Origin of the sequence: Flavobacterium sp. RHBU_3 (genome assembly GCF_046613565.1) — a bacterium.
Lineage (GTDB): Bacteria > Bacteroidota > Bacteroidia > Flavobacteriales > Flavobacteriaceae > Flavobacterium.
In genome coordinates this window covers 207783-230071 of record NZ_JBKJHC010000002.1, presented here as the reverse complement: position 1 = coordinate 230071, position 22289 = coordinate 207783, and the positions used below count along the sequence as shown (strand labels likewise).

Sequence of the window (22289 nt, the reverse complement as noted above, 5' to 3'; positions counted from 1 at the left end):
AAGTCATATATTTACGACTTATTTGGAGTGTTAGTACTATGGCTATCCATAAGTTATTAATTGATGATTTTGAAAGTGCCGATTATACACTAATCGCAATACATTCATCGTTAGAAGACTACCGGTTAGCTTATTTTGTAAACAAGGAACTTGAAATTAAGCTGGAAAGATGCCCTAACGACCTGGGTGTGAAACAAAAAGAAGGATTGGCTTTGTTTTCACGTTATTTTTTCGACTTCGAGGATCAGGATGAGGCCTGGCACCTTATACAGAACAAAACCAGTATTAGCCCTGTCCAGACAAGCAATGTGTCGCTTTTTAGCGCAGATGGGTTTGACTTTAACTACAGCGCATTTTTTTTGCCGGAACTAAAAACGGCCGATTATGTACTAAAAGTAGAGAATGCTGCCGACGCTGATTCTACCATAGTACAGCAGCTGCTGAAGATAAAACAGGTAACCACTGCCTACACTGTAGACCACTATAAACTAAAATCGAAGAACAACTTAATTTTTTAAGAGAATGCCGACAAACAAGAAAACTAAAATTGTGGCCACGCTGGGTCCTGCGTGTAGCACCAGGGAAGTTATCAAGAACATGATAGACGCTGGTGTAAACGTATTCAGGATCAACTTTTCACATGCTGATTATGCTGACGTACAAGAGCGTATAGACATTATCCGCGGCCTTAACGAAGAGTTTGGCTACAACACATCAATACTTGCCGACCTGCAGGGGCCAAAACTGCGTGTGGGTGTAATGAAGGAAGACGTGGTGGTAAACCCGGGCGATATCATTACCTTCCAGACTGCCGAGGATGTTCCGGGTACTGCCGAAAGGGTATACATGAACTACAAGGCGTTCCCTAACGACGTAAACCCAGGCGAAAGAATACTGCTTGACGACGGTAAACTTATATTTGAAGTTGTTGAAACTGACAAAACTGCCGAAGTAAAAACAGTTGTTATACAAGGTGGCCCGCTTAAATCTAAAAAAGGTGTAAACCTTCCTAACACTAAGGTATCGCTTCCTGCACTTACAGAGAAAGACATCCGCGATGCTATCTTTGCCATTAAAGCACAGGTAGACTGGATAGCGCTTTCATTTGTACGTACACCTCAGGATCTTGAAGACCTTCGTGTACTTATCGATGAGCACTCAGACCATAAAATTCCTATCGTAGCTAAAATAGAAAAGCCGGAAGGTGTAGAAAACATAGATAAGATTGTAGCTTACTGCGACGGCCTTATGGTAGCGCGTGGCGACTTGGGTGTGGAAATGCCTGCTCATGAGGTACCACTTATCCAGAAAAAGCTTATCAACCGTGCTAAAACTGCACGTATCCCTGTAATTGTGGCTACACAGATGATGGAAACCATGATTACAAGCCTTACACCTACACGTGCCGAGGTAAACGACGTAGCTAACTCTGTAATGGACGGTGCTGACGCGGTAATGCTTTCGGGTGAAACATCGGTAGGTAACTACCCTGTACAGGTTATTGAGAAAATGACACAGATCATTGAAGCTGTAGAAGATTCTCCACTAATCACAGTACCGCAAAACGTACCTACAGTACGTACTAAGCGCTACATTACTAAATCTATATGCTACCACGCTGCTCAAATGGCAGGTACCATACAGGCAAAAGCTATTTGTACGCTTACAAACAGCGGATACACTGCATTCCAGATTTCTGCCTGGAGGCCAAACTCTCGTATCCTTGTGTTTACAGACAACAAGAAAATTATTACCCAGCTTGGCCTGCTATGGGGTGTTACAGCTGTATACTACGACAAATCACTTAGTACTGATGAAACCGTAGTAGACGTAAACGCTATAGCTGTAGAAAAAGGTATTGTAGAAAAAGGTGATATCGTTATCAACCTTGCTGCTATGCCGGTTGCCGACCGCGGTATGGTGAATACCCTAAGGGTTTCTGAAATTGAATAGTATAATCAACACTGTTGATGTATATAGTAATGGCTGCCCGTGGGCAGCCATTTTTGTTTTATACTTTTATAACCTCGCCTGTTGCCGGCCCGAATATGCTTTTCCTAAACGCGTATTCCAGGTTTTTCATGGTTGTGGGTGCCTCGCCCGGAAAGTACGGAAAATAATGCGGAGAGTTCTCTATAACGCCCGGTGCTACCGCATTTATCCTTACTCCCCTGTTAAGTTCAATGGCAGCACCACGCACAAATCCTTCAACGGCTCCGTTTGCTGCAGAGGCGTTGGCAAAATTGCGCTGCGGCGTATAGGTTAAAGCACCCGTTATAAGCGTAAAAGAGCCACCAGGATTAACGTAATGTTGCCCAATGAGCACAAGGTTTACCTGCCCCATCATTTTGCCCTCTACCCCTATCCTGAATTTTTCATCATTCAGGGTTTCCCATGGCCCTACATAGGTTGGGCCCGCAGTACATACCAGCGCATCAAACGACCCTACCTGATTGTACATATTTTCTATAGATGCTACCGATGTAATATCTACAATAACATCGCCGCTACGCGAACCGGCAGTTACGATTTCGTGTTCCGTTTTAAGTTGCTCCACCAAGTATTGGCCCATGGTACCCGATGCGCCTACAATAAGTATTTTCATGTATAAATCTGTTTAGTAATTCTCAAAAATTAGTTCCTTACTGGCGCTGATTCCAGCCATGGTACCGGTAAAAACCGCGTGCGCCACCGCCCTCATAGGCCCCGAATTATCGCCACAGGCAAAAACACCCGGCACTGTGGTTTGTTGCATAGGGTTAATCATAATATATCCTTCGGGTGTAATTTCACAGCCCAGTTTTTCAGGTAAGCCGCAATGCTGCTGAAAGGGTGCGCGTATGTAGGCCGCTTTTACCGGAATAGATGTGTTATTGTGAAACACTATTGCCGAAATATAACCTTCGTTGTGCAAAATATGCGAAACCTCAGCTTCAGCCACACCTATGTTTTGCTGTTCTAAGAACTGCCATTGCTCCTCTGAAAAATCAGCACTCCCGTTAGTAACTATCACCAAATCATCCGTCCAGTTGCGTATTAATTTTGCCACCTCAAAGGCCGTATCACCGTTATTAAGTATGGCAGTTGGTACCCCCTTAACCTCGTATCCGTGGCAATACGGGCAGTGTAATACCGATATACCCCAACATTCAGCAAGTCCAGACACATCGGGCAAAATGTCTTTTATCCCTGTTGCAAAAATCAGCTTGTGTCCTAAAAATGTTTCACCACCTTCGAGTGTTACGGTAAATCCGTCAGCCGTCTTTACGGCATCTGCAACCTTATCACCAAAAAAAGCCACAGTAGGATATGCCAGCACCTGCTCTTTTGCTGTTTTAGCTATTTCTACGGGAGTTTTTCCGTCGTTAGTAAGGAAGTTGTGCGAAAATGGCGTTTGTCTGTTACAGGGCAGTCCTGAGTCCAGCACAAGCACGCTTTTTAATGCACGCCCCAGCGCCATGGCAGCAGAAAGGCCGGCATAGCTGCCGCCAATGATTATTACATCATAAATGTTATTATTTTTCATAGGAATTACTTTTGTAAAACAGTTCAGCAAAAGTAATATGGCCTATAACCAATAATGCAGGACAATAATGGAGTACTACAGGACTTCTTTAAAGTTGTTTCGAAAGGCTTCGGGTGTATATCCTGTATGCTTCCTGAAAAACCGTATAAAATACGATACATCTTCGTAGCCCAGGCTAAAAGCGATATGGTTTACCTGGTTTACAGTAGCCAGCAATTGCCTTTTGGCTTCAAGGACAATTGTACCTGTCATAAGTTCGGAAAAGGTTTTACCCAATGTTGCCTTTATCACAGCGTTTAACTGGTATTGGGTAAGATTCATTTTATCGGCATAAAAACCCACCTGCTTGTGCTCCGCAAAATGAATATTTACCAGATTGAGCAGCTCTTCCAGCTTTAAGCGGTTATAATCGCTACCGCCTTGTTTACAATTACCGCAATTACACCCCTGCCTGAATAAATCGATAAACAAAATATCAAGCCATGAGCGTATGGCCTGCGGGTGTAGCGCTTCTTTAGCGGAACATTCGTTGTAAATACCCTGCAAGATCCCAAATGTATTGACCCACCTGTCGTCATTCAGCTTGCAATAAGTGCGATTACCTAAATGGTTCAGCACCTCTTTTACAGATTTTTCCTGAGGGTTGTAAAAAGCACTGTCAAACTGCATCAGGTAGCCCGTGGTACCGCTTTTTAACTGAAGTTTGTGTACCTGCCCCGGACGCATGAAGAAAACCGAACCGGGCGTTACAGGATATGAAATAAAATCAACAACATGTTCGCCGCTGCCCTGATGTATTACCAATACAAAATAAAAACTGTGCCGATGGAGCTCCTGTAAAAAAGACCCTCCGGAAAGCACCTCTTCAATTTTGCGAATACTAAAGTTGCCAAAGAATTCGGGTTCCTTCACTATTCCGGTAATATGTCGCACAAGTATTTTATCCATACTGCTAAGGTATGTTTTATTATAGAATATGTCGCAACAGTATTCCGAATGAGTAAGCTGCTACTTACAACAAGATAAACAAAGCATATCTTTCTTTTAAAAGGGCAAATAAAAATGGAAAGACCTAAAAACAAAAAAGCTCCCCCTCTTGGGCTCGGCCAACCCCGATAGCTATCGGGGCTCTGATTAACAACAGATGCTCTAACCAACTGAGGAATATTTTTTCAGTAACTTATCCCGAATATCGGTGTACTTTATTAGGTTTTGCACATACACTTTACTTTTCATTGCCTTAATATGTTTTTCTATCGCTAAAGCCTGTTTCTTTGTTTCACAGCTAAGAGTAAACACTATTTCCCAGTCATCCGCCTTTGCTGTAAATTTTCTTGCCTCGGCATTATTGTAAAAATCCATCCGGACATCAATATCCGAGGTATAACCTATGTAATAGCGGTTCAGTTTTTTTGAAGAAAGGATATATACAATATGATTTTGCACAGATTGGTTGTGAAGTAAGACAAAAAAGCATAATACTAAAGTAGTAAAAATAAAGAAACTCATAAAACCAATATAAAACAAAAAAGCCAGTCTTACGACTGGCTTTAAAAGCTCCCCCTCTTGGGCTCGAACCAAGGACCCTCTGATTAACAGTCAGATGCTCTAACCAACTGAGCTAAGGAGGAAACTGTATATTTTTAGTTTCTGAAAAATCGCTATTTTTAAGAGCTTTCGGCGACTTAGTGTGTTGCCTTTATTGCGGTGCAAATATACACCCATTTTTAAATTCCGCAAACATTTTTTTAAAATTTATGCAAAGAATTTTTCCTTCACTAAAATCCACACATCCTTACCGATAACCAACACCATGAGACTAAGCAAAATAACCATCCCTACAGTCTGTACCACACCGGCCGCTTTATCTGAAAGTTTTTTCCCTGTTATCATCTCAGCAATGGTAAAAATGGCATGACCGCCGTCTAATCCCGGTATTGGCAATAGGTTCATAAACGCTAATGCCACCGAAAAGAACGCCGTAAAGTTCCAGAAAAATTCCCAATCCCATGTAGTAGGCAGCTTGCTGGCTATGCCCACCACACTTTGCACCTGTGTGTATGCGCCGGTATTAGGGCGCAGAATAAGCTTAAACTGCTTTATGGTATAGTACAGCTTAGAGTACGACTCATCCATAGCGGCAGGTATAGCACCAAAGAAACTGTACTTTTCTGTAACCAGTATATCTTTTTCATACGGTGCTCTCTGCACCATGCCTATAGTACCGGTAGAGTCTACACCTGTAGTTATATCCAGTTTTTCACCGGCTCTTTTAATATTAAGTACAAGCTTACCTTTTTTATGCTTGAAGGCTTCTTCACTCACCTGAGCCATATAGCGTAGCGGCTTACCCTCCACTCCTACAATGCTGTCTCCTTTTTTAAGCCCAGACTTTACTGCAAGCCCTTTAGGCAGCAGGCTGTCCACAACCGTTTGGGTTGCCTTCAGATGCATAAAATCACGCCCCTCCTTTTCAAGAATGTCGTGCAGGCTTTTATCATTAAGGTGAATGGTTACTTCTTTACCATCGCGTAATACTTTTATTTCATCTCCCAGCAGTACGTCCAGCTGCATACGGTCAAATTGAGGCTGAAATTTACCGTCTACGCTAAGTATTTTATCGCCATCCTTAAACCCGGCAGCAGTACCTATAGGGCCAAAGGCAAGGCCGTTTTTCATTACGGCTTCGGTACTGGCATATTTTTTCCCGTAGGTACAAAACACCATCGTATAGATAAACCAGGCCAAAAGCAGGTTTACTATAATACCACCCAGCATTATCAACAGTCTTTGCCATGCCGGCTTAGAACGAAACTCCCACGGTTGTGGTTCGCTTTTCATGGCCTCGGTATCCATACTTTCGTCTATCATACCGCTCAGCTTTACGTAGCCTCCCAGCGGAAGCCAGCCTATACCCCATTCGGTTTCGCCTATTTTCTTTTTTATTAAAGAGAAGCCCGCATCCATAAAAAGGTAGAACTTTTCTACGCGAACTTTAAACATCTTTGCAGTAATATAGTGCCCAAATTCATGCAATACTACAAGTATTGACAACATTAAAACAAGTTGGGCAATCTGAATAAGTGTATCCATTGATCAGTTTTAAAATGTATATGAAACGCACAAAAATAGTGTTTTCTGATTTACATACTCCCAAATTATTACATCGTTATACCAATTAAAAGTTTGTTAATAATGACGAATGCAATTCATATTTGCATACTCTGCGGTAATTTTACATTGAAAACCCTTACCTTTCTGTAAGGATTAGCTTGTAAAAACACCTTATAAATTTATGTCACAATTATTCTCCATACACCAGTTTAAAAGCATCATCCTGAAGAACCGCATTGTAATATCGCCCATGTGCCAATACAGCGCCGTAGATGGTTTTGCAAACAACTGGCACCTGGTACACCTGGGGGCACGCGCTGCGGGCGGTGCCGCACTTATTATTCAGGAAGCCACAGCCGTATCGCCCGAAGCACGCATTTCGCCCGCCGACCTGGGCTTGTGGGATGATGCCCATATCGAAAAACTACAGGAAATTAACCATTTTATACTGGAACAAAACTCGGTTCCCGGCATACAGCTGGCACACGCCGGCCGAAAGGCAAGTTGCGCCGCACCATGGCAGGGTGGGCATAAACTTACCGAAGCCGAAGGCGGCTGGCGCACCGTAGCCCCAAGCCCCATCCGATTTAGCGACAGGGAAGAACTGCCACCACTGGAACTGGATAAAGAAGGCATAGCCAAAGTTATAGCCGATTTTAAGGCCGCTACAAAACGCGCCCTGGCTGCCGGATTTAAAGTAATAGAGCTGCACGGAGCGCACGGCTACCTGCTGCATCAGTTTCTTTCGCCGTTGTCTAACGAGCGTACTGATGAGTATGGAGGCAGTTTTGAAAACCGCATCCGACTATTGCTGGAAGTAACTGATGCTGTGCAAACCGAATGGCCTGCCGACCTGCCTTTGTTTGTCCGCCTTTCGGGAACCGACTGGGCCGATGGGGGCTGGACACTGGATGAATCGGTAGCATTAGCTAAAATTTTAAAAGAAAAAGGCGTAGACCTGATTGATTGTTCTTCGGGAGGATTAACCCGCGCGCAGCAAATTCCGGTGGAGCCAAACTATCAGGTGTTTATAGCCGAAAGGATTAAAAAAGAAGCCCATATATGTACCGGAGCCGTAGGGCTTATTACCGAAGCACATCAGGCAGAAGCCATAGTAGCTGAGGGTAAAGCCGACCTGGTACTGTTTGCCCGTGAGTCGCTACGCGATGCGCACCTGGGGCTCACCTTTGCCCACGAGCTAGGTGCCGATGTGGTTTGGCCTAAACAATACGAACGCGCTAAGTTGTAGTTGTTGGTTGTCGGTTGTGGTAGAAACAGTTTTCAGTCACAGTCAATGCGAGGGAGGCACGACCGTGGCAATCTAAATTTGCATCAAAAATAAAAATAGTCTCATTGTGCCCCGCATTTGTATAAGTGCGGGGCACAATTAAACCAGTAAAAATGAAAAAAATAAAAACAGCACTATTATCATACGGAATGTCGGGTAAGGTATTCCACGCACCTTTTTTAACCCTGCACGAAGGCTTTGAACTTACCGGTGCCTGGGAGCGCAGTAAAGACCTTATCCGTCAGGATTACCCCAATGTAAAACGATACGAAACCCTGGAAGAACTCCTTGCCGATGACGTAGACCTGGTTGTGGTAAACACTCCTGTAGACACGCATTTCGACTATACTAAAAAAGTATTGCAAGCCGGTAAACATGCCCTGGTAGAAAAAGCCTTTACCACTACGGCAGCCGAAGCCGAGGAGCTGGATGCCCTTGCCAAAGAAAATGGACTGAAGCTTACCGTGTACCAAAACCGCCGTTGGGATAGCGACCTGAAAACTGTAAAGCAGGTATTGGAATCGGGTGATTTGGGCGAAATAGTAGAAGCCGAAATCCGTTTCGACCGTTATAACCCTAACCTTAGCCCTAAGGCATGGAAAGAAAGTGCCAATGCCGGGGCCGGGGTGCTAAAAGACCTGGGGCCGCACATTATCGATCAGGCATTGTATCTTTTTGGGTATCCGAAATCTGTTTTTGCTGATATTCGTACCCTGCGCCAGGGGTCGTTGGTAGACGATAATATAGATATACTATTGTATTACCCGGATAAGCGCGTGCGTTTGCATGCAGGCTTTTTTAATAAAGAAATGGTGCCCAGCTACATCTTACAAGGGCGAAACGGCAGCTTTATGAAACACCGTGGCGATGTGCAGGAAGATGTACTAAAAACCGGTGCCAAACCTAATCTTACCGATTGGGGTACAGAACCGGAGGAGCTTAGCGGCATACTAAACATAGTTAAAGATGGCGAAACCATTCGTAACACCATACCTACACTACAGGGCAACTACTACGGCCTGTTTGATGGTGTGTACAAAGCCATTACCGAAAATGCTACCGAACCCGTTACCGCCCAGGACGGTGCCCGTGTAATGAAAATAATAGATGCCGCCCTGCTAAGCAGCAATACCGGGCAGGTAGTAACGCTATAACAATAACCATAAATACCAAACCTCATGGAAATTGCAGTAAGTACCCTGATTACCCTCATTGCCCTGTTTCACCTGTACATTATGTGGTTCGAAATGTTTGCGTGGGAAACCCGCGGGCCAAAAATTTTCAGGCAGTTCCCCCGGGAGCTGTTTCCTAAAACCAAGGCGCTGGCAGCAAACCAGGGCTTGTACAACGGCTTTCTTGCCGCAGGCCTCATCTGGACGTTTTTTATAACCGATGACCATTGGCGCACTAATGTAGCCTTGTTCTTTTTGGGTTGTGTGGCAGTGGCAGGGATTTACGGAGCGCTTACCGCTTCCAAAAAAATTCTTTTTGTGCAGGGTATTCCTGCGCTCATAACCATAGCCCTGATTTTAATTTCGGGACTACAACAATAATTAAATTATGGAAAAAAGACCATTAGGCCAGTCGGACTTGCATGTATATCCCATTACGTTTGGCGGCAATGTTTTTGGCTGGACGATTAACGAAAAACAATCCTTTGAAATCCTCGATGCTTTTACAGGCGCGGGGTTTAATTTTATAGATACCGCCGATATGTATTCGCGCTGGGCAGACGGTAACGTAGGCGGCGAAAGCGAAACCATTATAGGCAACTGGCTGCAAAAACGCGGTCGCCGTGATGATGTTATCATAGCCACAAAAGTGGGTAACGATATGGGCGATGGCAAAAAAGGCCTGAAAAAAGCCTACATACTGCAAGCTGTGGAGGATTCCCTAACGAGGCTTAAAACCGATTATATCGACCTGTACCAAACGCATTTCGACGATGTTGAAACTCCTGTTGAAGAAACCCTGGAGGCGTATGCCCAATTGGTTAAAGAGGGTAAAGTACGCTACATAGGCGCCAGCAATATGACTCCCGAAAGGCTGCTGGAATCGCTTCAGGTTTCGGCAGATAAAGGTTTCCCGGTGTACCAAACCCTGCAACCGCACTACAACCTGTACGACCGTGCAGGGTACGAAAGCACTGTAGAACCCATAGCATTAGAGCACAATCTGGGCGTGATTCCGTATTGGTCACTGGCCAGCGGTTTCCTTACAGGCAAGTACCGCAGTGCGGCTGACTTTGGCAAAAGCCCTCGCGGTGGCGGTATGGAAAAATACCTGGATGCCCGCGGAAATAAAATCCTTACAGCACTGGACACCGTAGCAACAGAACTAAACACCACTCAGGCTGCCGTTGCCCTGGCATGGCTTATCCACCGCCCGGGTATTACCGCACCTATTGTTAGTGCTACCAGCCTTAACCAGCTCGATAGCATTATACAGGCACCACAGCTTGCCATTACGCCTGCACAGCTTGAGTTGCTTACCACCGAGAGCGGTTACTAATTTGTTTCAGGTTTCAAGTTTCAGGTTTCAAGTTGTGGAGCGGATAACAGCAGAGTGGCATTCCCCTCCTTCGGAGGGGTGCCGTAGGGCGGGGTGGGCTATATAGTCAATAAATAATGAAATACTCCACCCCGGCTTTCAGCCACCCCTCCGAGGGAGGGGAATGCTTACTGAATGGTATCACAGGACTTCGAACCTCCGACTTCCTTTTTTCTAAAAAATACAAAATGAAAATATTCATCACACGACAAATTCCGCAGGCGGGTTTAGAGCTTCTGGAAAAAGAGGGCTACGAAATTACCCAGTGGAATGAAAAACGCGAACTGACCGAGGAAGAATTTATTACCCGTTGCAAAGCTGCCGATGCGGTGCTACTTAGTGGCAGGCGCAAGGCCGATGCGGCGTTTTTTGAACAATGCAGTCACCTGAAGGTGGTGTCGTTATTTTCGGTGGGGTATGATAATGTAGATGTGGAAGCCGCTACTAAGGCAGGCATTCCCATAGGCAACACGCCCGATGTACTAAGCCTTGCCACTGCCGAAACGGCTTTCCTGCTTATGATAGCCACTGCCCGCAAGGCGTTCTATCACCACAAGCGCATAGCGCGTGCCGACTGGGATTTTTTTGAACCCACTGCCGGGCTGGGCACTTCGTTGTTTGGTAAAACACTGGGTGTTTTTGGTTTGGGGAACATCGGGCTGGAAATGGCAAAAATGTGCAAGGGGGCGTATGGCATGAACATTATTTACCACAACCGCGGGCACAACAAAGATGCCGAATGGCAGGTAGGGGCAAAGCGTGTGGAGTTTAACGAGCTGCTGGCACAAAGTGATGTAATCAGCGTGCATGCTAACCTTACTGAGGAATTGAAAGGCCTGTTTAATGCCGATGTTTTTGCAAAAATGAAACCTTCGGCGTTGTTTATAAATACGGCGCGGGGCGGTATGCACAACGAAGCCGACTTAAAGGCAGCGCTTGAAAACGGAACCATTTGGGGTGCCGGGCTGGATGTTACTAATCCCGAGCCGATGGATAAAAACAACCCATTACTGGATTTAGAGAACGTATGCGTACTGCCGCACATTGGTTCGGCGGTAAAAGAAACCCGAGACGACATGGCGGTGCTTGCTGCTCAGAATATTATTACGGCACTTAACGGCAACCCGCTGCCTGCTTGTGTAAACCCGGCCGTATACCAAAAGGCTCAGGGTTAAGTTGTACCTTAGCCGGATAAAATATATTTTGTTTTGAAAATAACCGACTATACACAATTACTGCAACAACACGAGGCAGCGTACCACAAACAGCAACAGCAGTATAACCTGATTGGCACCATACGCCTGGTGCTTGCCGGGCTTATTTTGCTTACCGGGTATTTGGGTATTAAATATGGTGGACAGGGCTATTGGGCCGGGGTTGCCGGGCTTTGCATTGGCTTTGCTTTTGTATATAAAAAACACCAAAAGGTATCGCGCAGGCGCAATTTGCTGCGGATGCTTATTCAGGTGAATAAAGACGAAATCGCGTACCTGAACCGTACGGCTATTCCGTTTGCCGATGGTAAGGAGTATGTAAATCCTGCCCATGCCTACACGTACGACCTGGATATTTTTGGGGGGCGGTCGTTGTTTCATCAGCTAAACCGTACCTATACGTTTATTGGCAAAAAAACCTTTGCACATTTGTTAGGCGGGCTGTTGCCCAATGCGGAGATTCTGCAAAACCAGCACGCCATAGCCGAGCTTAAAGACAAAACCGAATGGAGACAGCACATAGCGGCTTTGGCTCGCAGTAAAAACGACACTGAAAATAAATATTCGCAGTTGTTAGAGTGGGCAGCATCGCCTTTAGAACAATTGAGTAGTGTAGCTAAAGTGCTGAGTATTGCAGGGCCGGTGGCGTTTGTAGCAGCGGTGGTGTACAGTATTGTTACAGGCAGTTACCACAGCGCAGTTACATGGTTATTTCTGTTTAATGTGGGACAGGCATTTTCGCATTTTAAAAAGATACGCGCCATTACCGTGTTCTCTGACGAAATAGACGAGATACTTAAAAACTACGGCGACATACTGCACAGTATAGAGCAGGAAGCGTTCACCGCGCCTAAGAATATAGCCCTGCAACAAAGGGTAGCTAAGGCGAGTACTGAAATCCGAACGCTATCGGGTTTGTTTGCCGATTTAAACAACACGGCAAATCCGCTGGGCGCGATGCTTATAAACGGGGTGAGTATGTACCATGTGCACATACTCCACAGGCTGTACAACTGGAAAGAAAAACACGCAACCCACATGCACGATTGGCTTGCCGTAATGGGCGAGTTTGAAGCCCTGAACAGCCTGGCTAACTTTGCCGCAAATAATGAAGGCTTTGTTTTCCCTGAAATAGCCGAAGACAACCGCATTGAATTTACACAGCTGGGGCATCCGCTTATTGCCGAAACGGTACGGGTGTGCAACGATATACAGTTTACGCAACAGCCGTTCCGCATCCTTACAGGCAGTAATATGTCGGGTAAGAGTACCTTTTTGCGTACGCTGGGCATCAACATGGTGCTGGCAGGTGTGGGTGCTCCCGTGTGTGCCGAAAAGGCAGTGGTGCATCCGCTGCCGGTGTTGGTTTCTATGCGCCAAAGTGATTCGCTTGCCGACAGCGAGTCGTACTTTTTTGCTGAGGTTAAACGCCTCAAGCAGATTATTACCGCCATGCAGGGACAACGCTCGTTTGTGCTTTTGGATGAGATTTTGAAAGGAACCAATTCCGACGATAAGCAAAGCGGTACCATAGGCGTGATTAAAAAGGTGATTGCCCAAAACGGTACAGGTGTTATTGCTACGCACGATATTGAGGTGTGCAATACCAGCAGCGAATACCCGCAGTACCTGAAAAACCAATGTTTTGAGGTGCAGATTACCAATAACGAACTGGTGTTTGACTATACCCTGCGCGAGGGCATTTGCCAAAACAAAAGCGCCACGTTCCTGATGAAAAAAATGGAAATTATTGCGTAACAGTTTACGGTTTTAAAAGTAGCACGGGGATACACTGAGGAAGCTATTACCCAAAGTCTCCCGAAGTAAGCGCAGCGAAATTGAAACATCTCTTTCAAATACGTAAGATTCCTCCACTACGCTACGCTTCGGTCGGAATGGAACGCGACTCGTAAGGAATAAGTGTGTAAATTTGTAAGTAAACACTAGAGCAGGTATGGATATAGAATTAAATAATGCCCGGAAGGTACGTAAACCCTTAAAAGCGTACAAAGAAGCGAAAGAAAGTTATCTTAACCGCATACGCATAGCGGTATCCATGTTTTACTTTACTATGGGGCTTACCTTTGCTACCTGGGCTAGCCGGATACCGGATATTAAGGAAGCCCTGGGCCTTACCGAAGCCGACCTGGGTACGGTGCTCTTTGCCATACCTGTGGGGCAGCTGTGTATGATGCCGTTTTCGGGGAAAATAGTCATCCGTTACGGCAGTAGTAAAACGGTGGTGTTCGGTATTATTTTTTACATCCTTTCTATGGCTACGCTGGGACTTGCTACGGAGGTGTGGCAACTTATGCTGTCGCTGTTCTTCTTTGGTATCTTCAGCAATTTTACCAATATATCGGTTAATACCCAGGGTATCCTTACCGAAGGATTGTTCCGCAGGCCTATAATGTCGTCGTTTCACGGGGCGTGGAGCCTTGCCGGTTTTACCGGGGCGCTTATTGGGTTGGGAATGATGAACTTTAAGTTGGCACCTATTTACCACTTTGTTACGGTAGCGGTGCTTTTGTACATAAACATTTTTGCCAATTTCCGTTACCTTGTAAAAACCAAACGAGCAAAACCAAAGGCCATTGAAGCCGATAAAAAACGCAGTCTTATACCCAAAATTAACCCTGCATTGGCATGGCTTGGCGTAATCGGTTTTTGTAGTATGGTAAGCGAAGGCATAATGTTCGACTGGAGCGGGGTGTACTTTAAGGATGTGGTAAAAGCCCCGGAATCGTTGGTTATCCTTGGTTATACCTCCTTCATGATCATGATGGCAAGCGGCCGATTCATTGGCGATAAAATCACACAGCGTTTCGGGCGCAAAAAAGTACTGGCCTTTAGCGGCTTCCTGATTTCGGGGGGTATGTACATAGCGGTATTTTTTCCGTACATTATACCGGCAGCACTGGGCTTTATGCTGGTGGGGCTTGGGGTAAGTACGGTAGTTCCGGGCGTGTACAGCCTTGCGGGTAAAACCCCGGGCATAGAACCCAGCCAGGCGCTTACGGCAGTATCCAGCATCAGCTTTTTGGGCTTTTTGCTTGGCCCTCCGGTTATTGGGTACATCGCCCACGCGGTAGGGCTAAAAATGTCGTTTGCCATTATTGGGGTATTTGGCGTGTGCATTGCCTTGTTTGTAAATAAGATTAAGGAGGAATAGTTTTAGTGATCAGTGTTCAGTCGCAGTAGGCAGTGCTTACTCCTGGGGGTAAATAAGAAGTCAGAAATTAGTATAACAACTGAGTGGCATTCCCCTCCTCCGGAGGGGTGGCTGAAAGCCGGGGTGGAAAAATGAACAAGATTTTTCTAGTTGAAATTTAACCCACCCCGCCCTGCGGGCACCCCTCCGGAGGAGGGGAATGGGAATGGACGACCATCGGACTTCGGGCATCTTACAAATAAACAAATCCACGAATAAACAAATTAACAGTAAAAAACCATGGAATTTAGAAAAATAGGAAATACCGATTTAGAACTGTCTGTCATCACCTTTGGAGCTTGGGCTGCCGGAGGATGGATGTGGGGCGGAACCGAACGCAACGAGGCTATTGAAGCCATACAAAAATCATTTGACGAAGGCGTAACCAGTATAGATACCGCGCCTATATATGGTATGGGCGACAGCGAAGACATTGTAGCCGAAGCCATAGCGCCACTGGGGCGCGATAAGGTGCAACTGGTAACCAAATTTGGTATGCGCTGGGATTTGGCTCAGGGTACGCTTGCCATGAAAAGTAAGAACAACCAGGGGCAGGACATTGATATTTATAAATATGCCGGCCGCGAAAGCATTATTAAAGAATGTGAAGACAGCCTGCGCCGCCTGAAAACGGATTATATTGATTTGTACCAAATTCACTGGCCGGATGTTACTACCTCTATTCAGGAGACTTTTGAAACCGTAGCCGAACTGATTCAGCAAGGAAAGGTGCGCTACGCCGGGGTGTGTAACTACACTGCCGAGCAGGTAGCCGAAGCCAGCAAATACGTAAACATAGTAAGCGACCAGGTGCCGTACAGTATGGTAAAGCGTGATATTGAACAGGAACTGGTGCCGTATGTGCTGGATCATGGCAAGAGCATATTGGCGTACAGTCCGCTGGAGCGTGGTTTATTAACTGGCAAAATGCAACCGGGACACCACTTTGCCGAAGGCGACCACCGTGCCAATGTGTATTTTTACAAAGACGAAAACCTGAAACGTGTAAATGACGTGCTGGATAAACTACGCCCCATGGCAGCCGAAAAAGGCGCTACCCTTGCCCAGCTTGTACTCCGCTGGACGGTAGAGCAACCGGGCATAACCATAGCGCTTGCCGGTGCCCGTAATGCACAGCAGAGCGTGGCGAATGCCAAAGCACTAAACATAAAATTAGCCAAAGATGAAATAGCGTTTATTAATACGCTTTTGGCTGATTTGCATTTAGTAAAGTAATTGCTTGTTTTAATTATATAGGTAACCCCGCGGCTTTTTAGTTGCGGGGTTTTTATTCTATTTTACACTATCCCTTTGCAGATAAATGATGTATTCGGATTTCGGTTTTTCAACAGGGCGTTTGGGCATTGCAAACATTCCTAAAAATAATACCGTAAAATATATTCCCGTACACAGGAAATCTACCCAGGTTGGTTTTCTTTCGTCAAATAAATCTTTGCCACCCCTGTTGGGTGCCACAAATTCTTCACCCTGTAATTGCAAACTGATATACCGTATTACTTGCATCACCAGAACAAGTATAAAAGTATTTGCCATCGGTACACTTAGATGCCCGGCAGGAAACTGAAACAACAGAATATCTTTTATAAAGTAAGCGGTTACGACATGACATATACCTATCAAAAGCCAAAACAGGCACATGTACAGGTTACGTACAGCTCTGTATTGTGAAGTCAAAAACATCTGTGTTGCAAGTATGTATATTAAAAGATAGTCACGCTGTGGATCCGGCTCATAAACATAATAGTACAACAAGCCCGTTGATAATAGGATATATCCTATTATGGTTAATATGTTCCAGATGGTTAGCGGATACGTCCTAAAGAAAGGTTGGTTTTTCATTGGTTTGGTTTGTACAGCATTTTCAATGTAAAAGTAATTAATACAACTTATATTTGCACATTCGTTGGCTTATGCCGTATAACTTTAGAAATGAGCTTTAAAAGTGAAGTAAATAAAATAAGGCGTGCCCTAATGCGTGGCCTTACCAAAGATATAGGTACTAACCACACTAACCCGCCCGCAGGCTCCGAAGGCAATGCCGATATAAAACGCATACTGGTAAGCCGTCCTAACCATCGTTTGGGTAACCAGCTGCTGCTTACACCGCTTGTAGAGGAGCTGGAAAACACCTTCCCGGGGTGCACTATAGACCTTTTTGTACGTGGCGGGCTCAGCCATGTATTGTTTAAGAACTACAGCAGCATAGGCCGTGTAATTAAGTTGCCCAAACGCCCGCTGAAACAGCCCGGCGAATACTTTGCTGCCTGGCGCGCGGTAAAAAGCGGCAATTACGACCTTGTGATTAACGTGGCAAAAGGCTCGTCGAGCGGACGTATGTCGGTACAGAAAAGCAAAGCGAAATACAAACTGTACGGCGACCTGCCCGAAGAAGCCATTGCACAATATGCCGACCATATGCACATGGCCAAGCACCCTGTATATGTACTGCGTACAGAGTTGGCCCAACTGGGGTTTACCACCCAAAAGGGTGATGTTCCGCCAATGGATTTAAGGTTGGATGCCGCCGAGCTTGCCCACGGTAAGGCCGAGCTTGACAAACTGGTGCCTGCCGAAAAGAAAACCATTTGCATATTTACCTACGCCACAGGTGCCAAGTGCCACAAACCGGAATGGTGGCTACCGGTATATGAAAAACTGCAAAACAGTTTCCCTGATTATAGTATAGTGGAGGTGCTGCCCGCCGAAAATGTAAGCCAGATAAACTTTGCTGCACCGTCGTTTTACAGTAGTGATGTGCGCGAAATTTCGGCATTTATACACGCATCGTCTGTGTTTATTGGTGCCGACAGCGGTATTATGCACCTGGCCAGCGCCGGTAAAACACCTACCGTAGGCTTGTTTAATATTACAGACACCCTTAGGTACGAACCTTACGGAAACGGCAGTGTAGCTGTAAATACCACAAAAACAGACGCCGACGCACTGATAAATATTGTAGCAAACATACTGGGAGAAGCATAAAAATAAAAGGGTTTTAAAAATTTAAAAGCTTTTGTTTTTGAAAATTGCGAATTTGTTTATATTTGCACCCTGAAAATAACGGCTGGCCTCGTAGTTCAACGGATAGAATGGGAGTTTCCTAAACTTTTGATCCAAGTTCGATTCTTGGCGAGGCTACAAAACAAAACCCTGCTTTACGGCAGGGTTTTATTATTTTACATAGAACTCTATGTAAAATAATAAAAGTGAAGAGTTTTTTAGTAAAAAAAATATTGTTAAAAATAAAAACAATAGATTTGTAAAAAACAAATTAACCATTTTTTATGAAAAAAATCTTCTTGGCAGTAATACTGCTATGTTCCTTTGCAGGACAATCTCAAGGGCTAATCAACAAAGTTACCGGAAAAAAATCGAAGGTAGAACTTTACGAGGAAGAACCATTTAATACAGAACTGTACCAAAAATATGTAGGGAAAGTTGTGTTTGCTAATTCAGAAATAAATCGAAATGACCCCGATTCTAAGTACCTTACAACCTACAACACTTGGCGACGTATTGCACATAAGGGGATTTTACCCACACTCTGTATCAAACAGTATTCTACTAGGATTAGAGGAAAATGGGGAAAAAATTAAAGACATCAATGACATGAAAAAAAGCGGGTTTGACGGCGTAACTAAGCTGATTACAATCCTGTACCTTGATGGAGAATACATAGATGAAGTAGCTATTGAAGACTTAAATGACCGTGAACGATCAGGACAGAGATTGTTAACAATGCGCCTGCCTCTAAATGATGGCACAGATGAATTTTACAGAGGAGAAAGCGTTTACCGTGCACTGCTGGGACACCAGGAAAAACTAACTCCCGGAAAGCACAAAATCCGTATAGAACAATTTCCTCTTACAAGTTACGGACTCGGTCATAGGGTAAAATTTAAGCCTATGGCAGTAGGAGAAATTGAACTAATTGTACCCGCCACTGATATTAAAGTAAGTGAAGGAGACTGTTTGCCAGCAAAAAAACTTAACGACCCGAAGCTTGAGACCGAAGCAATGAAAGCTGTAAAAAGCTATTTTAAAGATGGGGCACCGAATGCTTATAAGATTATACTTACAGAAAATGATATGACCGTAGTTCGTGACGAATATGGCAATATTATAAGAAAGGCTTTTTTTGCTACAGTTGTTTATAAAAAAGGTAACGAAGTATGGTATGAAAACCATGTGTTTGAAAAAATGTGGGACGGTTTAGAATACCTCCCTCTACGTGTTTCGAGCAGTAAAACTATAGGCGATTACACTGCTAAAGAAGGTAGGAAGGTAAATGCTGCCTGCCTTAAATACCTGAAATAATATCCGTTTAGATTTACCACTATAACTAGTCCTAAAATAGTAAACGTATTTTAGGACTAGTTATACATTTCTAACTTACCTCCCTTATGTAACAAAAGTAACTGAACCCCATAACGAATTGGTTTACCTTTGCTAAAAAATAATACAATTATGTTCGGATTTCTTAAAAACATATTCGGGAGTAGCGAACCCGTAGAGATAAAAACAAACGCTTTTATAGTAGATGTACGCTCGCAGGGAGAATTTGCTTCGGGTAGTGTAAAAGGGGCTGTAAACATTCCTTTAGACAACATACGAAGCCAGATAGCCAAATTTAAAGGCAAAGAACAGGTAGTAGTGTTTTGCCGTAGCGGCATGCGCAGCGCCCAGGCAAAATCGATACTTGAAAGCAACGGCATAGAAAACGTAGTCAATGCCGGCGGACTGGGCCAGGCGCAGGCACTACTAAACAAATAACAATGTTACTAAACAAAAACGGCTGCCTTATTTTTAAGGCAGCCGTTTTTGTTTTTATATCTTAAAGCCCCTAGCTCTTAGGGAATGCTTTTTTATTAAACAGGATTAATATACCTACCCCTACCGAAATAGCGGCATCGGCTACGTTAAAAATCGCATTGAAGAAAAGGGTGTTGCCTTCGCTGTCCTTTACAATCGGGAAATAGAACATGTCTACTACCTTACCATGAAACCATGTACCGTAGTGGTGCGCACTATCAAAAGTGGCCACTTTACCCGGCAGGCTATGGTCGAAAATAACGCCGTAAAAAACAGAGTCGATTATATTACCGAAAGCACCGGCAAGAATAAGTGCTATAGAAACAACCAGGTAAGGCGAAGCGTGTTTTTTAACCGAATCGGCTAACCACCATCCTATACCCCCTACCGCTATAATGCGGAACAAGGTAAGGATAAGCTTACCATAAGACCCCGGTAGCTTAGCGCCCCAGGCCATACCGTCGTTTTCTATAAAACGGATTTGGAACCAACTAAACACATTTACACCTTCGTCTAAGCCGAAATGTGTTTTTACATATATTTTAGAAACCTGGTCTATCAATAAAATTACAATTGCTATCAGGTAAGCTTTCTTTAACGACATTATCTCAAATTTTCAATGGCAAAAATAAATTATTTTCTCAAATTAAAAGCTTTAACGCCACATCTTCATAAATGTTTTAATAAAATATCCTCTTTTGTTTACATTCTTCCCTTTTCCAAAAATCTAAAAAAACAAACAATCCAAACGCCCGCTCCTTTGCTTCAAAATAAAACATTAACAAAATATTAACGCTGTGTTCGGTTCGGAAACAACCGAACTAAACGAACTAACACTTACATTTGCATAAAATTTCTACATCATGGCACAATGGACGGTTTAAAACAACAGCGCGAAGAACTGATAGAACTATTTGGTGTTCACTTCGAGAATATAGGCCACCTTCCTCCACTGGGGTCGCGCATATTGGCTACGCTGATATTGGATTCGTGTTCAAGACAGTACACTTTTGAAGATCTTGTTGAAGAAATGTCGGCCAGTAAAAGTTCGATTTCAACAAACCTGAACCTGTTGCTAAAAATGGGCAAGATAACCTACTACACCCTGCCGTGCGACCGTAAAAAGTACTACCGCCCATCAGAGTTCAGTGAAAGGTTTGACAACTACCTGAAAATGATAGCCTTTGAAAAAGGTATTATGGAAAAAATGCTGGATTACCGTAGCAAGACTGTAAGCTGCCAGGCCGAAAAGTTTGAACTGGAAAAATCAAAGGCATATAAAGAGCACATCCTGGAAATGGAAGCACTTCTTAACAAAAGCATAGAACGTTTTAAGGAAATAGAAAAAGGGCAAAAATAAACATCACCTTGTTTAATAAACAATCAATTACACACACAATCATCATGAGAAGATCATCTGCTATTGGCGCATTAGCCATTACGATATTACTCGCAGCCTGCGGCAAAAAAGAAGAGCAGGCACCGCAACAGGCAGGCCCTGTACCCTTTCCGGTACAAACGGTAGCCCGCGAAAACGCTGTGGTATATGAAGAATATACTGCAAACCTTGAAGGCCAGCAAAATGTAGAAATCCGCCCTAAGGTTACAGGTTTCATCACCCAGATACTGGTAGACGAAGGCCAGGAAGTACGCAAAGGCCAGGTGCTTTTTAAAATAGAAACCCAAACCCTTAACCAGGATGCCGCTTCGGCTAAAGCCAAAGTAGCTGCTGCCCAGGTAGAGGTTAACCGACTGAAACCGCTGGTAGACCGTAAGATTATCAGCAACGTACAGCTGGAAACAGCCCAAGCTAACCTGGAATCGGCTAAAGCTGCCTACAGCAGTATTGCGGCTAATATAGGTTACGGTACCATTACAGCACCTGTAAGCGGTGTTATAGGCAGCCTGCCTTACAAAGTAGGCGCACTGGTAAGCCCTACAGTAACCGATCCGCTTACTACTGTAAGCGACAGCCACGTTATCCGTGCGTACTTCAGCATGAACGAAAAACAGGTAATAAGCTTTGCTAAAACTTTTAAAGGTGCTACACTTCAGCAAAAGCTAAAAGCAGTACCGGCAGTAAGCCTGCTACTGGCCGACGGTAGTGAGTATGATGTAAAAGGTAAACTGGAAACCGTAAATGGCCTTGCCGATGCAGTTACCGGTACTACGCAGTTCAGGGCAGAGTTTAACAACCCACAGGCTGTACTAAGAAGTGGCGGAAAAGCTACCGTACGCATTCCGGTTACTTACGAGAATGCTGTAGTAGTACCTCAGAATGCAGTGTTTGATATGCAGGGCAAAAAGATGCTGTATGTGGTAAACAAAGACAACACCGTAAAAAGCAAGGTAATTACCGTGACCAACACCAGCGGTACAAACTTTATTGTAAGCGAAGGCTTGGAGCAGGGCGAGCTTATAGTGGTAGAAGGCGCAGGTAAGCTGAAAGACGGTACTGCCATAGTACCACAGCCTGTAAAACAGGAAACTCCGGCCGTTGATACTGCCGCAGCCCCTGCTAAAGATTCAACTAACGCACAGGGTAAATAATAA

23 protein-coding genes and 2 tRNA genes are annotated in these 22289 nt (G+C 44.5%); 17 read left to right on the top strand and 8 right to left on the bottom strand.

Annotated features, from left to right (window positions below; genetic code table 11):
* Positions 1 to 38: 38 nt before the first annotated feature.
* Both ACLI1A_RS03365 and pyk read left to right on the top strand, forming a co-directional pair.
* Positions 39 to 518 carry an IPExxxVDY family protein gene (locus ACLI1A_RS03365; RefSeq protein ID WP_411406080.1) on the top strand — a complete coding sequence of 160 codons (480 nt, stop codon included), beginning with the start codon at positions 39 to 41 and terminating at the stop codon, positions 516 to 518.
* 4 nt (positions 519 to 522) lie between these two features.
* Positions 523 to 1953, top strand: a complete 1431-nt coding sequence (gene pyk / locus ACLI1A_RS03360) for a pyruvate kinase (RefSeq protein WP_411406078.1) — start codon at positions 523 to 525, stop codon at positions 1951 to 1953.
* Between the two features lie 58 nt (positions 1954 to 2011).
* On the opposite strand, the gene ACLI1A_RS03355 is transcribed toward pyk, so the two are convergent.
* The 6 genes from ACLI1A_RS03355 to rseP form a co-directional block, all read right to left on the bottom strand.
* Entirely contained in the window at positions 2012 to 2605 is a 594-nt protein-coding gene (locus tag ACLI1A_RS03355; protein WP_411406076.1) for a short chain dehydrogenase, read from the bottom strand.
* 12 nt (positions 2606 to 2617) lie between these two features.
* Positions 2618 to 3526, bottom strand: a complete 909-nt coding sequence (locus tag ACLI1A_RS03350) for an NAD(P)/FAD-dependent oxidoreductase (protein WP_411406074.1) — start codon at positions 3524 to 3526, stop codon at positions 2618 to 2620.
* 75 nt (positions 3527 to 3601) lie between these two features.
* Entirely contained in the window at positions 3602 to 4474 is an 873-nt protein-coding gene (locus ACLI1A_RS03345) for an AraC family transcriptional regulator (RefSeq protein ID WP_411406072.1), read from the bottom strand.
* 201 nt (positions 4475 to 4675) lie between these two features.
* Positions 4676 to 5107 carry a GIY-YIG nuclease family protein gene (locus ACLI1A_RS03340; protein WP_411406070.1) on the bottom strand — a complete coding sequence of 144 codons (432 nt, stop codon included), beginning with the start codon at positions 5105 to 5107 and terminating at the stop codon, positions 4676 to 4678.
* Positions 5084 to 5157: transfer RNA gene (locus tag ACLI1A_RS03335), tRNA-Asn, on the bottom strand. Before ACLI1A_RS03335 ends, ACLI1A_RS03340 begins: the two co-directional genes overlap by 24 nt.
* 124 nt (positions 5158 to 5281) lie before the next feature.
* Positions 5282 to 6619: an RIP metalloprotease RseP gene (rseP, locus tag ACLI1A_RS03330; RefSeq protein ID WP_411406068.1), complete on the bottom strand. Its 1338-nt coding sequence runs from the start codon at positions 6617 to 6619 to the stop codon at positions 5282 to 5284.
* A gap of 202 nt (positions 6620 to 6821) precedes the next feature.
* Between rseP and ACLI1A_RS03325 the strand changes: the two genes are divergently transcribed.
* The 8 genes from ACLI1A_RS03325 (at position 6822) to ACLI1A_RS03290 (ending at position 16139) form a co-directional block, all read left to right on the top strand.
* The gene (locus ACLI1A_RS03325) at positions 6822 to 7889 is read left to right on the top strand and encodes an NADH:flavin oxidoreductase/NADH oxidase (protein WP_411406066.1); all 1068 of its coding nucleotides are present in this window, start codon (positions 6822 to 6824) and stop codon (positions 7887 to 7889) included.
* A 152-nt stretch (positions 7890 to 8041) separates the two neighbouring features.
* On the top strand, positions 8042 to 9082 hold the full coding sequence (locus tag ACLI1A_RS03320) for a Gfo/Idh/MocA family oxidoreductase (RefSeq protein WP_411406064.1): 1041 nt from the start codon (positions 8042 to 8044) through the stop codon (positions 9080 to 9082).
* A gap of 24 nt (positions 9083 to 9106) precedes the next feature.
* Positions 9107 to 9481 carry a DUF1304 domain-containing protein gene (locus ACLI1A_RS03315; protein WP_411406062.1) on the top strand — a complete coding sequence of 125 codons (375 nt, stop codon included), beginning with the start codon at positions 9107 to 9109 and terminating at the stop codon, positions 9479 to 9481.
* Positions 9482 to 9488: 7 nt separating this feature from the next.
* Positions 9489 to 10439, top strand: a complete 951-nt coding sequence (locus tag ACLI1A_RS03310; RefSeq protein ID WP_411406060.1) for an aldo/keto reductase — start codon at positions 9489 to 9491, stop codon at positions 10437 to 10439.
* A gap of 227 nt (positions 10440 to 10666) precedes the next feature.
* Complete coding sequence (locus tag ACLI1A_RS03305; RefSeq protein ID WP_411406058.1) at positions 10667 to 11653, top strand: 2-hydroxyacid dehydrogenase; 987 nt, start codon at positions 10667 to 10669, stop codon at positions 11651 to 11653.
* Positions 11654 to 11686: 33 nt separating this feature from the next.
* A complete protein-coding gene (locus ACLI1A_RS03300; protein WP_411406056.1) occupies positions 11687 to 13450 on the top strand; it encodes a MutS-related protein in 1764 nt (587 codons plus the stop codon).
* A 196-nt stretch (positions 13451 to 13646) separates the two neighbouring features.
* Complete coding sequence (locus ACLI1A_RS03295; RefSeq protein WP_411406054.1) at positions 13647 to 14864, top strand: MFS transporter; 1218 nt, start codon at positions 13647 to 13649, stop codon at positions 14862 to 14864.
* A gap of 279 nt (positions 14865 to 15143) precedes the next feature.
* Positions 15144 to 16139 carry an aldo/keto reductase gene (locus ACLI1A_RS03290; RefSeq protein ID WP_411406052.1) on the top strand — a complete coding sequence of 332 codons (996 nt, stop codon included), beginning with the start codon at positions 15144 to 15146 and terminating at the stop codon, positions 16137 to 16139.
* A 57-nt stretch (positions 16140 to 16196) separates the two neighbouring features.
* Here ACLI1A_RS03290 and ACLI1A_RS03285 read toward each other — a convergent pair whose 3' ends face one another.
* Complete coding sequence (locus tag ACLI1A_RS03285) at positions 16197 to 16763, bottom strand: hypothetical protein (RefSeq protein ID WP_411406051.1); 567 nt, start codon at positions 16761 to 16763, stop codon at positions 16197 to 16199.
* 90 nt (positions 16764 to 16853) lie between these two features.
* On the opposite strand from ACLI1A_RS03285, the gene ACLI1A_RS03280 reads away from it, so the two are divergent.
* The 5 genes from ACLI1A_RS03280 to ACLI1A_RS03260 all read left to right on the top strand — a co-directional run bounded on the left by ACLI1A_RS03280 (position 16854) and on the right by ACLI1A_RS03260 (position 19697).
* Positions 16854 to 17906 carry a glycosyltransferase family 9 protein gene (locus tag ACLI1A_RS03280; RefSeq protein WP_411406049.1) on the top strand — a complete coding sequence of 351 codons (1053 nt, stop codon included), beginning with the start codon at positions 16854 to 16856 and terminating at the stop codon, positions 17904 to 17906.
* Positions 17907 to 17990: 84 nt separating this feature from the next.
* Positions 17991 to 18062 (top strand) — tRNA-Arg (locus ACLI1A_RS03275).
* Positions 18063 to 18208: 146 nt separating this feature from the next.
* Positions 18209 to 18520, top strand: coding sequence for a hypothetical protein (locus ACLI1A_RS03270; protein ID WP_411406047.1), 312 nt, complete (start codon positions 18209 to 18211; stop codon positions 18518 to 18520).
* A gap of 13 nt (positions 18521 to 18533) precedes the next feature.
* Positions 18534 to 19241, top strand: coding sequence for a hypothetical protein (locus ACLI1A_RS03265; protein WP_411406045.1), 708 nt, complete (start codon positions 18534 to 18536; stop codon positions 19239 to 19241).
* Between the two features lie 150 nt (positions 19242 to 19391).
* The gene (locus ACLI1A_RS03260) at positions 19392 to 19697 is read left to right on the top strand and encodes a rhodanese-like domain-containing protein (protein ID WP_411406043.1); all 306 of its coding nucleotides are present in this window, start codon (positions 19392 to 19394) and stop codon (positions 19695 to 19697) included.
* Positions 19698 to 19767: 70 nt separating this feature from the next.
* Here the strand turns inward: ACLI1A_RS03260 and ACLI1A_RS03255 are convergent, their stop codons facing one another.
* Complete coding sequence (locus ACLI1A_RS03255) at positions 19768 to 20340, bottom strand: lipoprotein signal peptidase (RefSeq protein ID WP_411406041.1); 573 nt, start codon at positions 20338 to 20340, stop codon at positions 19768 to 19770.
* Positions 20341 to 20607: 267 nt separating this feature from the next.
* On the opposite strand from ACLI1A_RS03255, the gene ACLI1A_RS03250 reads away from it, so the two are divergent.
* Together ACLI1A_RS03250 and ACLI1A_RS03245 are read left to right on the top strand one after the other, a co-directional pair.
* Positions 20608 to 21096 carry a GbsR/MarR family transcriptional regulator gene (locus ACLI1A_RS03250; protein WP_411406039.1) on the top strand — a complete coding sequence of 163 codons (489 nt, stop codon included), beginning with the start codon at positions 20608 to 20610 and terminating at the stop codon, positions 21094 to 21096.
* Positions 21097 to 21140: 44 nt separating this feature from the next.
* Positions 21141 to 22286 carry an efflux RND transporter periplasmic adaptor subunit gene (locus ACLI1A_RS03245; RefSeq protein ID WP_411406037.1) on the top strand — a complete coding sequence of 382 codons (1146 nt, stop codon included), beginning with the start codon at positions 21141 to 21143 and terminating at the stop codon, positions 22284 to 22286.
* The last annotated feature ends 3 nt before the right edge of the window (positions 22287 to 22289 follow it).

Coding starts and splice junctions, on each gene's coding strand:
- ACLI1A_RS03365 (WP_411406080.1), top strand. CDS start 39: ATGGCTATCCATAAGTTATTAATTGATGATTTTGAAAGTGCCGATTAT.
- ACLI1A_RS03305 (WP_411406058.1), top strand. CDS start 10,667: ATGAAAATATTCATCACACGACAAATTCCGCAGGCGGGTTTAGAGCTT.
- ACLI1A_RS03285 (WP_411406051.1), bottom strand. CDS start 16,763: ATGAAAAACCAACCTTTCTTTAGGACGTATCCGCTAACCATCTGGAAC.
- ACLI1A_RS03310 (WP_411406060.1), top strand. CDS start 9,489: ATGGAAAAAAGACCATTAGGCCAGTCGGACTTGCATGTATATCCCATT.
- ACLI1A_RS03325 (WP_411406066.1), top strand. CDS start 6,822: ATGTCACAATTATTCTCCATACACCAGTTTAAAAGCATCATCCTGAAG.
- pyk (WP_411406078.1), top strand. CDS start 523: ATGCCGACAAACAAGAAAACTAAAATTGTGGCCACGCTGGGTCCTGCG.
- ACLI1A_RS03345 (WP_411406072.1), bottom strand. CDS start 4,474: ATGGATAAAATACTTGTGCGACATATTACCGGAATAGTGAAGGAACCC.
- ACLI1A_RS03250 (WP_411406039.1), top strand. CDS start 20,608: ATGGACGGTTTAAAACAACAGCGCGAAGAACTGATAGAACTATTTGGT.
- ACLI1A_RS03295 (WP_411406054.1), top strand. CDS start 13,647: ATGGATATAGAATTAAATAATGCCCGGAAGGTACGTAAACCCTTAAAA.
- ACLI1A_RS03255 (WP_411406041.1), bottom strand. CDS start 20,340: ATGTCGTTAAAGAAAGCTTACCTGATAGCAATTGTAATTTTATTGATA.
- rseP (WP_411406068.1), bottom strand. CDS start 6,619: ATGGATACACTTATTCAGATTGCCCAACTTGTTTTAATGTTGTCAATA.
- ACLI1A_RS03355 (WP_411406076.1), bottom strand. CDS start 2,605: ATGAAAATACTTATTGTAGGCGCATCGGGTACCATGGGCCAATACTTG.
- ACLI1A_RS03290 (WP_411406052.1), top strand. CDS start 15,144: ATGGAATTTAGAAAAATAGGAAATACCGATTTAGAACTGTCTGTCATC.
- ACLI1A_RS03260 (WP_411406043.1), top strand. CDS start 19,392: ATGTTCGGATTTCTTAAAAACATATTCGGGAGTAGCGAACCCGTAGAG.
- ACLI1A_RS03350 (WP_411406074.1), bottom strand. CDS start 3,526: ATGAAAAATAATAACATTTATGATGTAATAATCATTGGCGGCAGCTAT.
- ACLI1A_RS03265 (WP_411406045.1), top strand. CDS start 18,534: ATGAAAAAAAGCGGGTTTGACGGCGTAACTAAGCTGATTACAATCCTG.
- ACLI1A_RS03315 (WP_411406062.1), top strand. CDS start 9,107: ATGGAAATTGCAGTAAGTACCCTGATTACCCTCATTGCCCTGTTTCAC.
- ACLI1A_RS03270 (WP_411406047.1), top strand. CDS start 18,209: ATGAAAAAAATCTTCTTGGCAGTAATACTGCTATGTTCCTTTGCAGGA.
- ACLI1A_RS03245 (WP_411406037.1), top strand. CDS start 21,141: ATGAGAAGATCATCTGCTATTGGCGCATTAGCCATTACGATATTACTC.
- ACLI1A_RS03280 (WP_411406049.1), top strand. CDS start 16,854: ATGAGCTTTAAAAGTGAAGTAAATAAAATAAGGCGTGCCCTAATGCGT.
- ACLI1A_RS03320 (WP_411406064.1), top strand. CDS start 8,042: ATGAAAAAAATAAAAACAGCACTATTATCATACGGAATGTCGGGTAAG.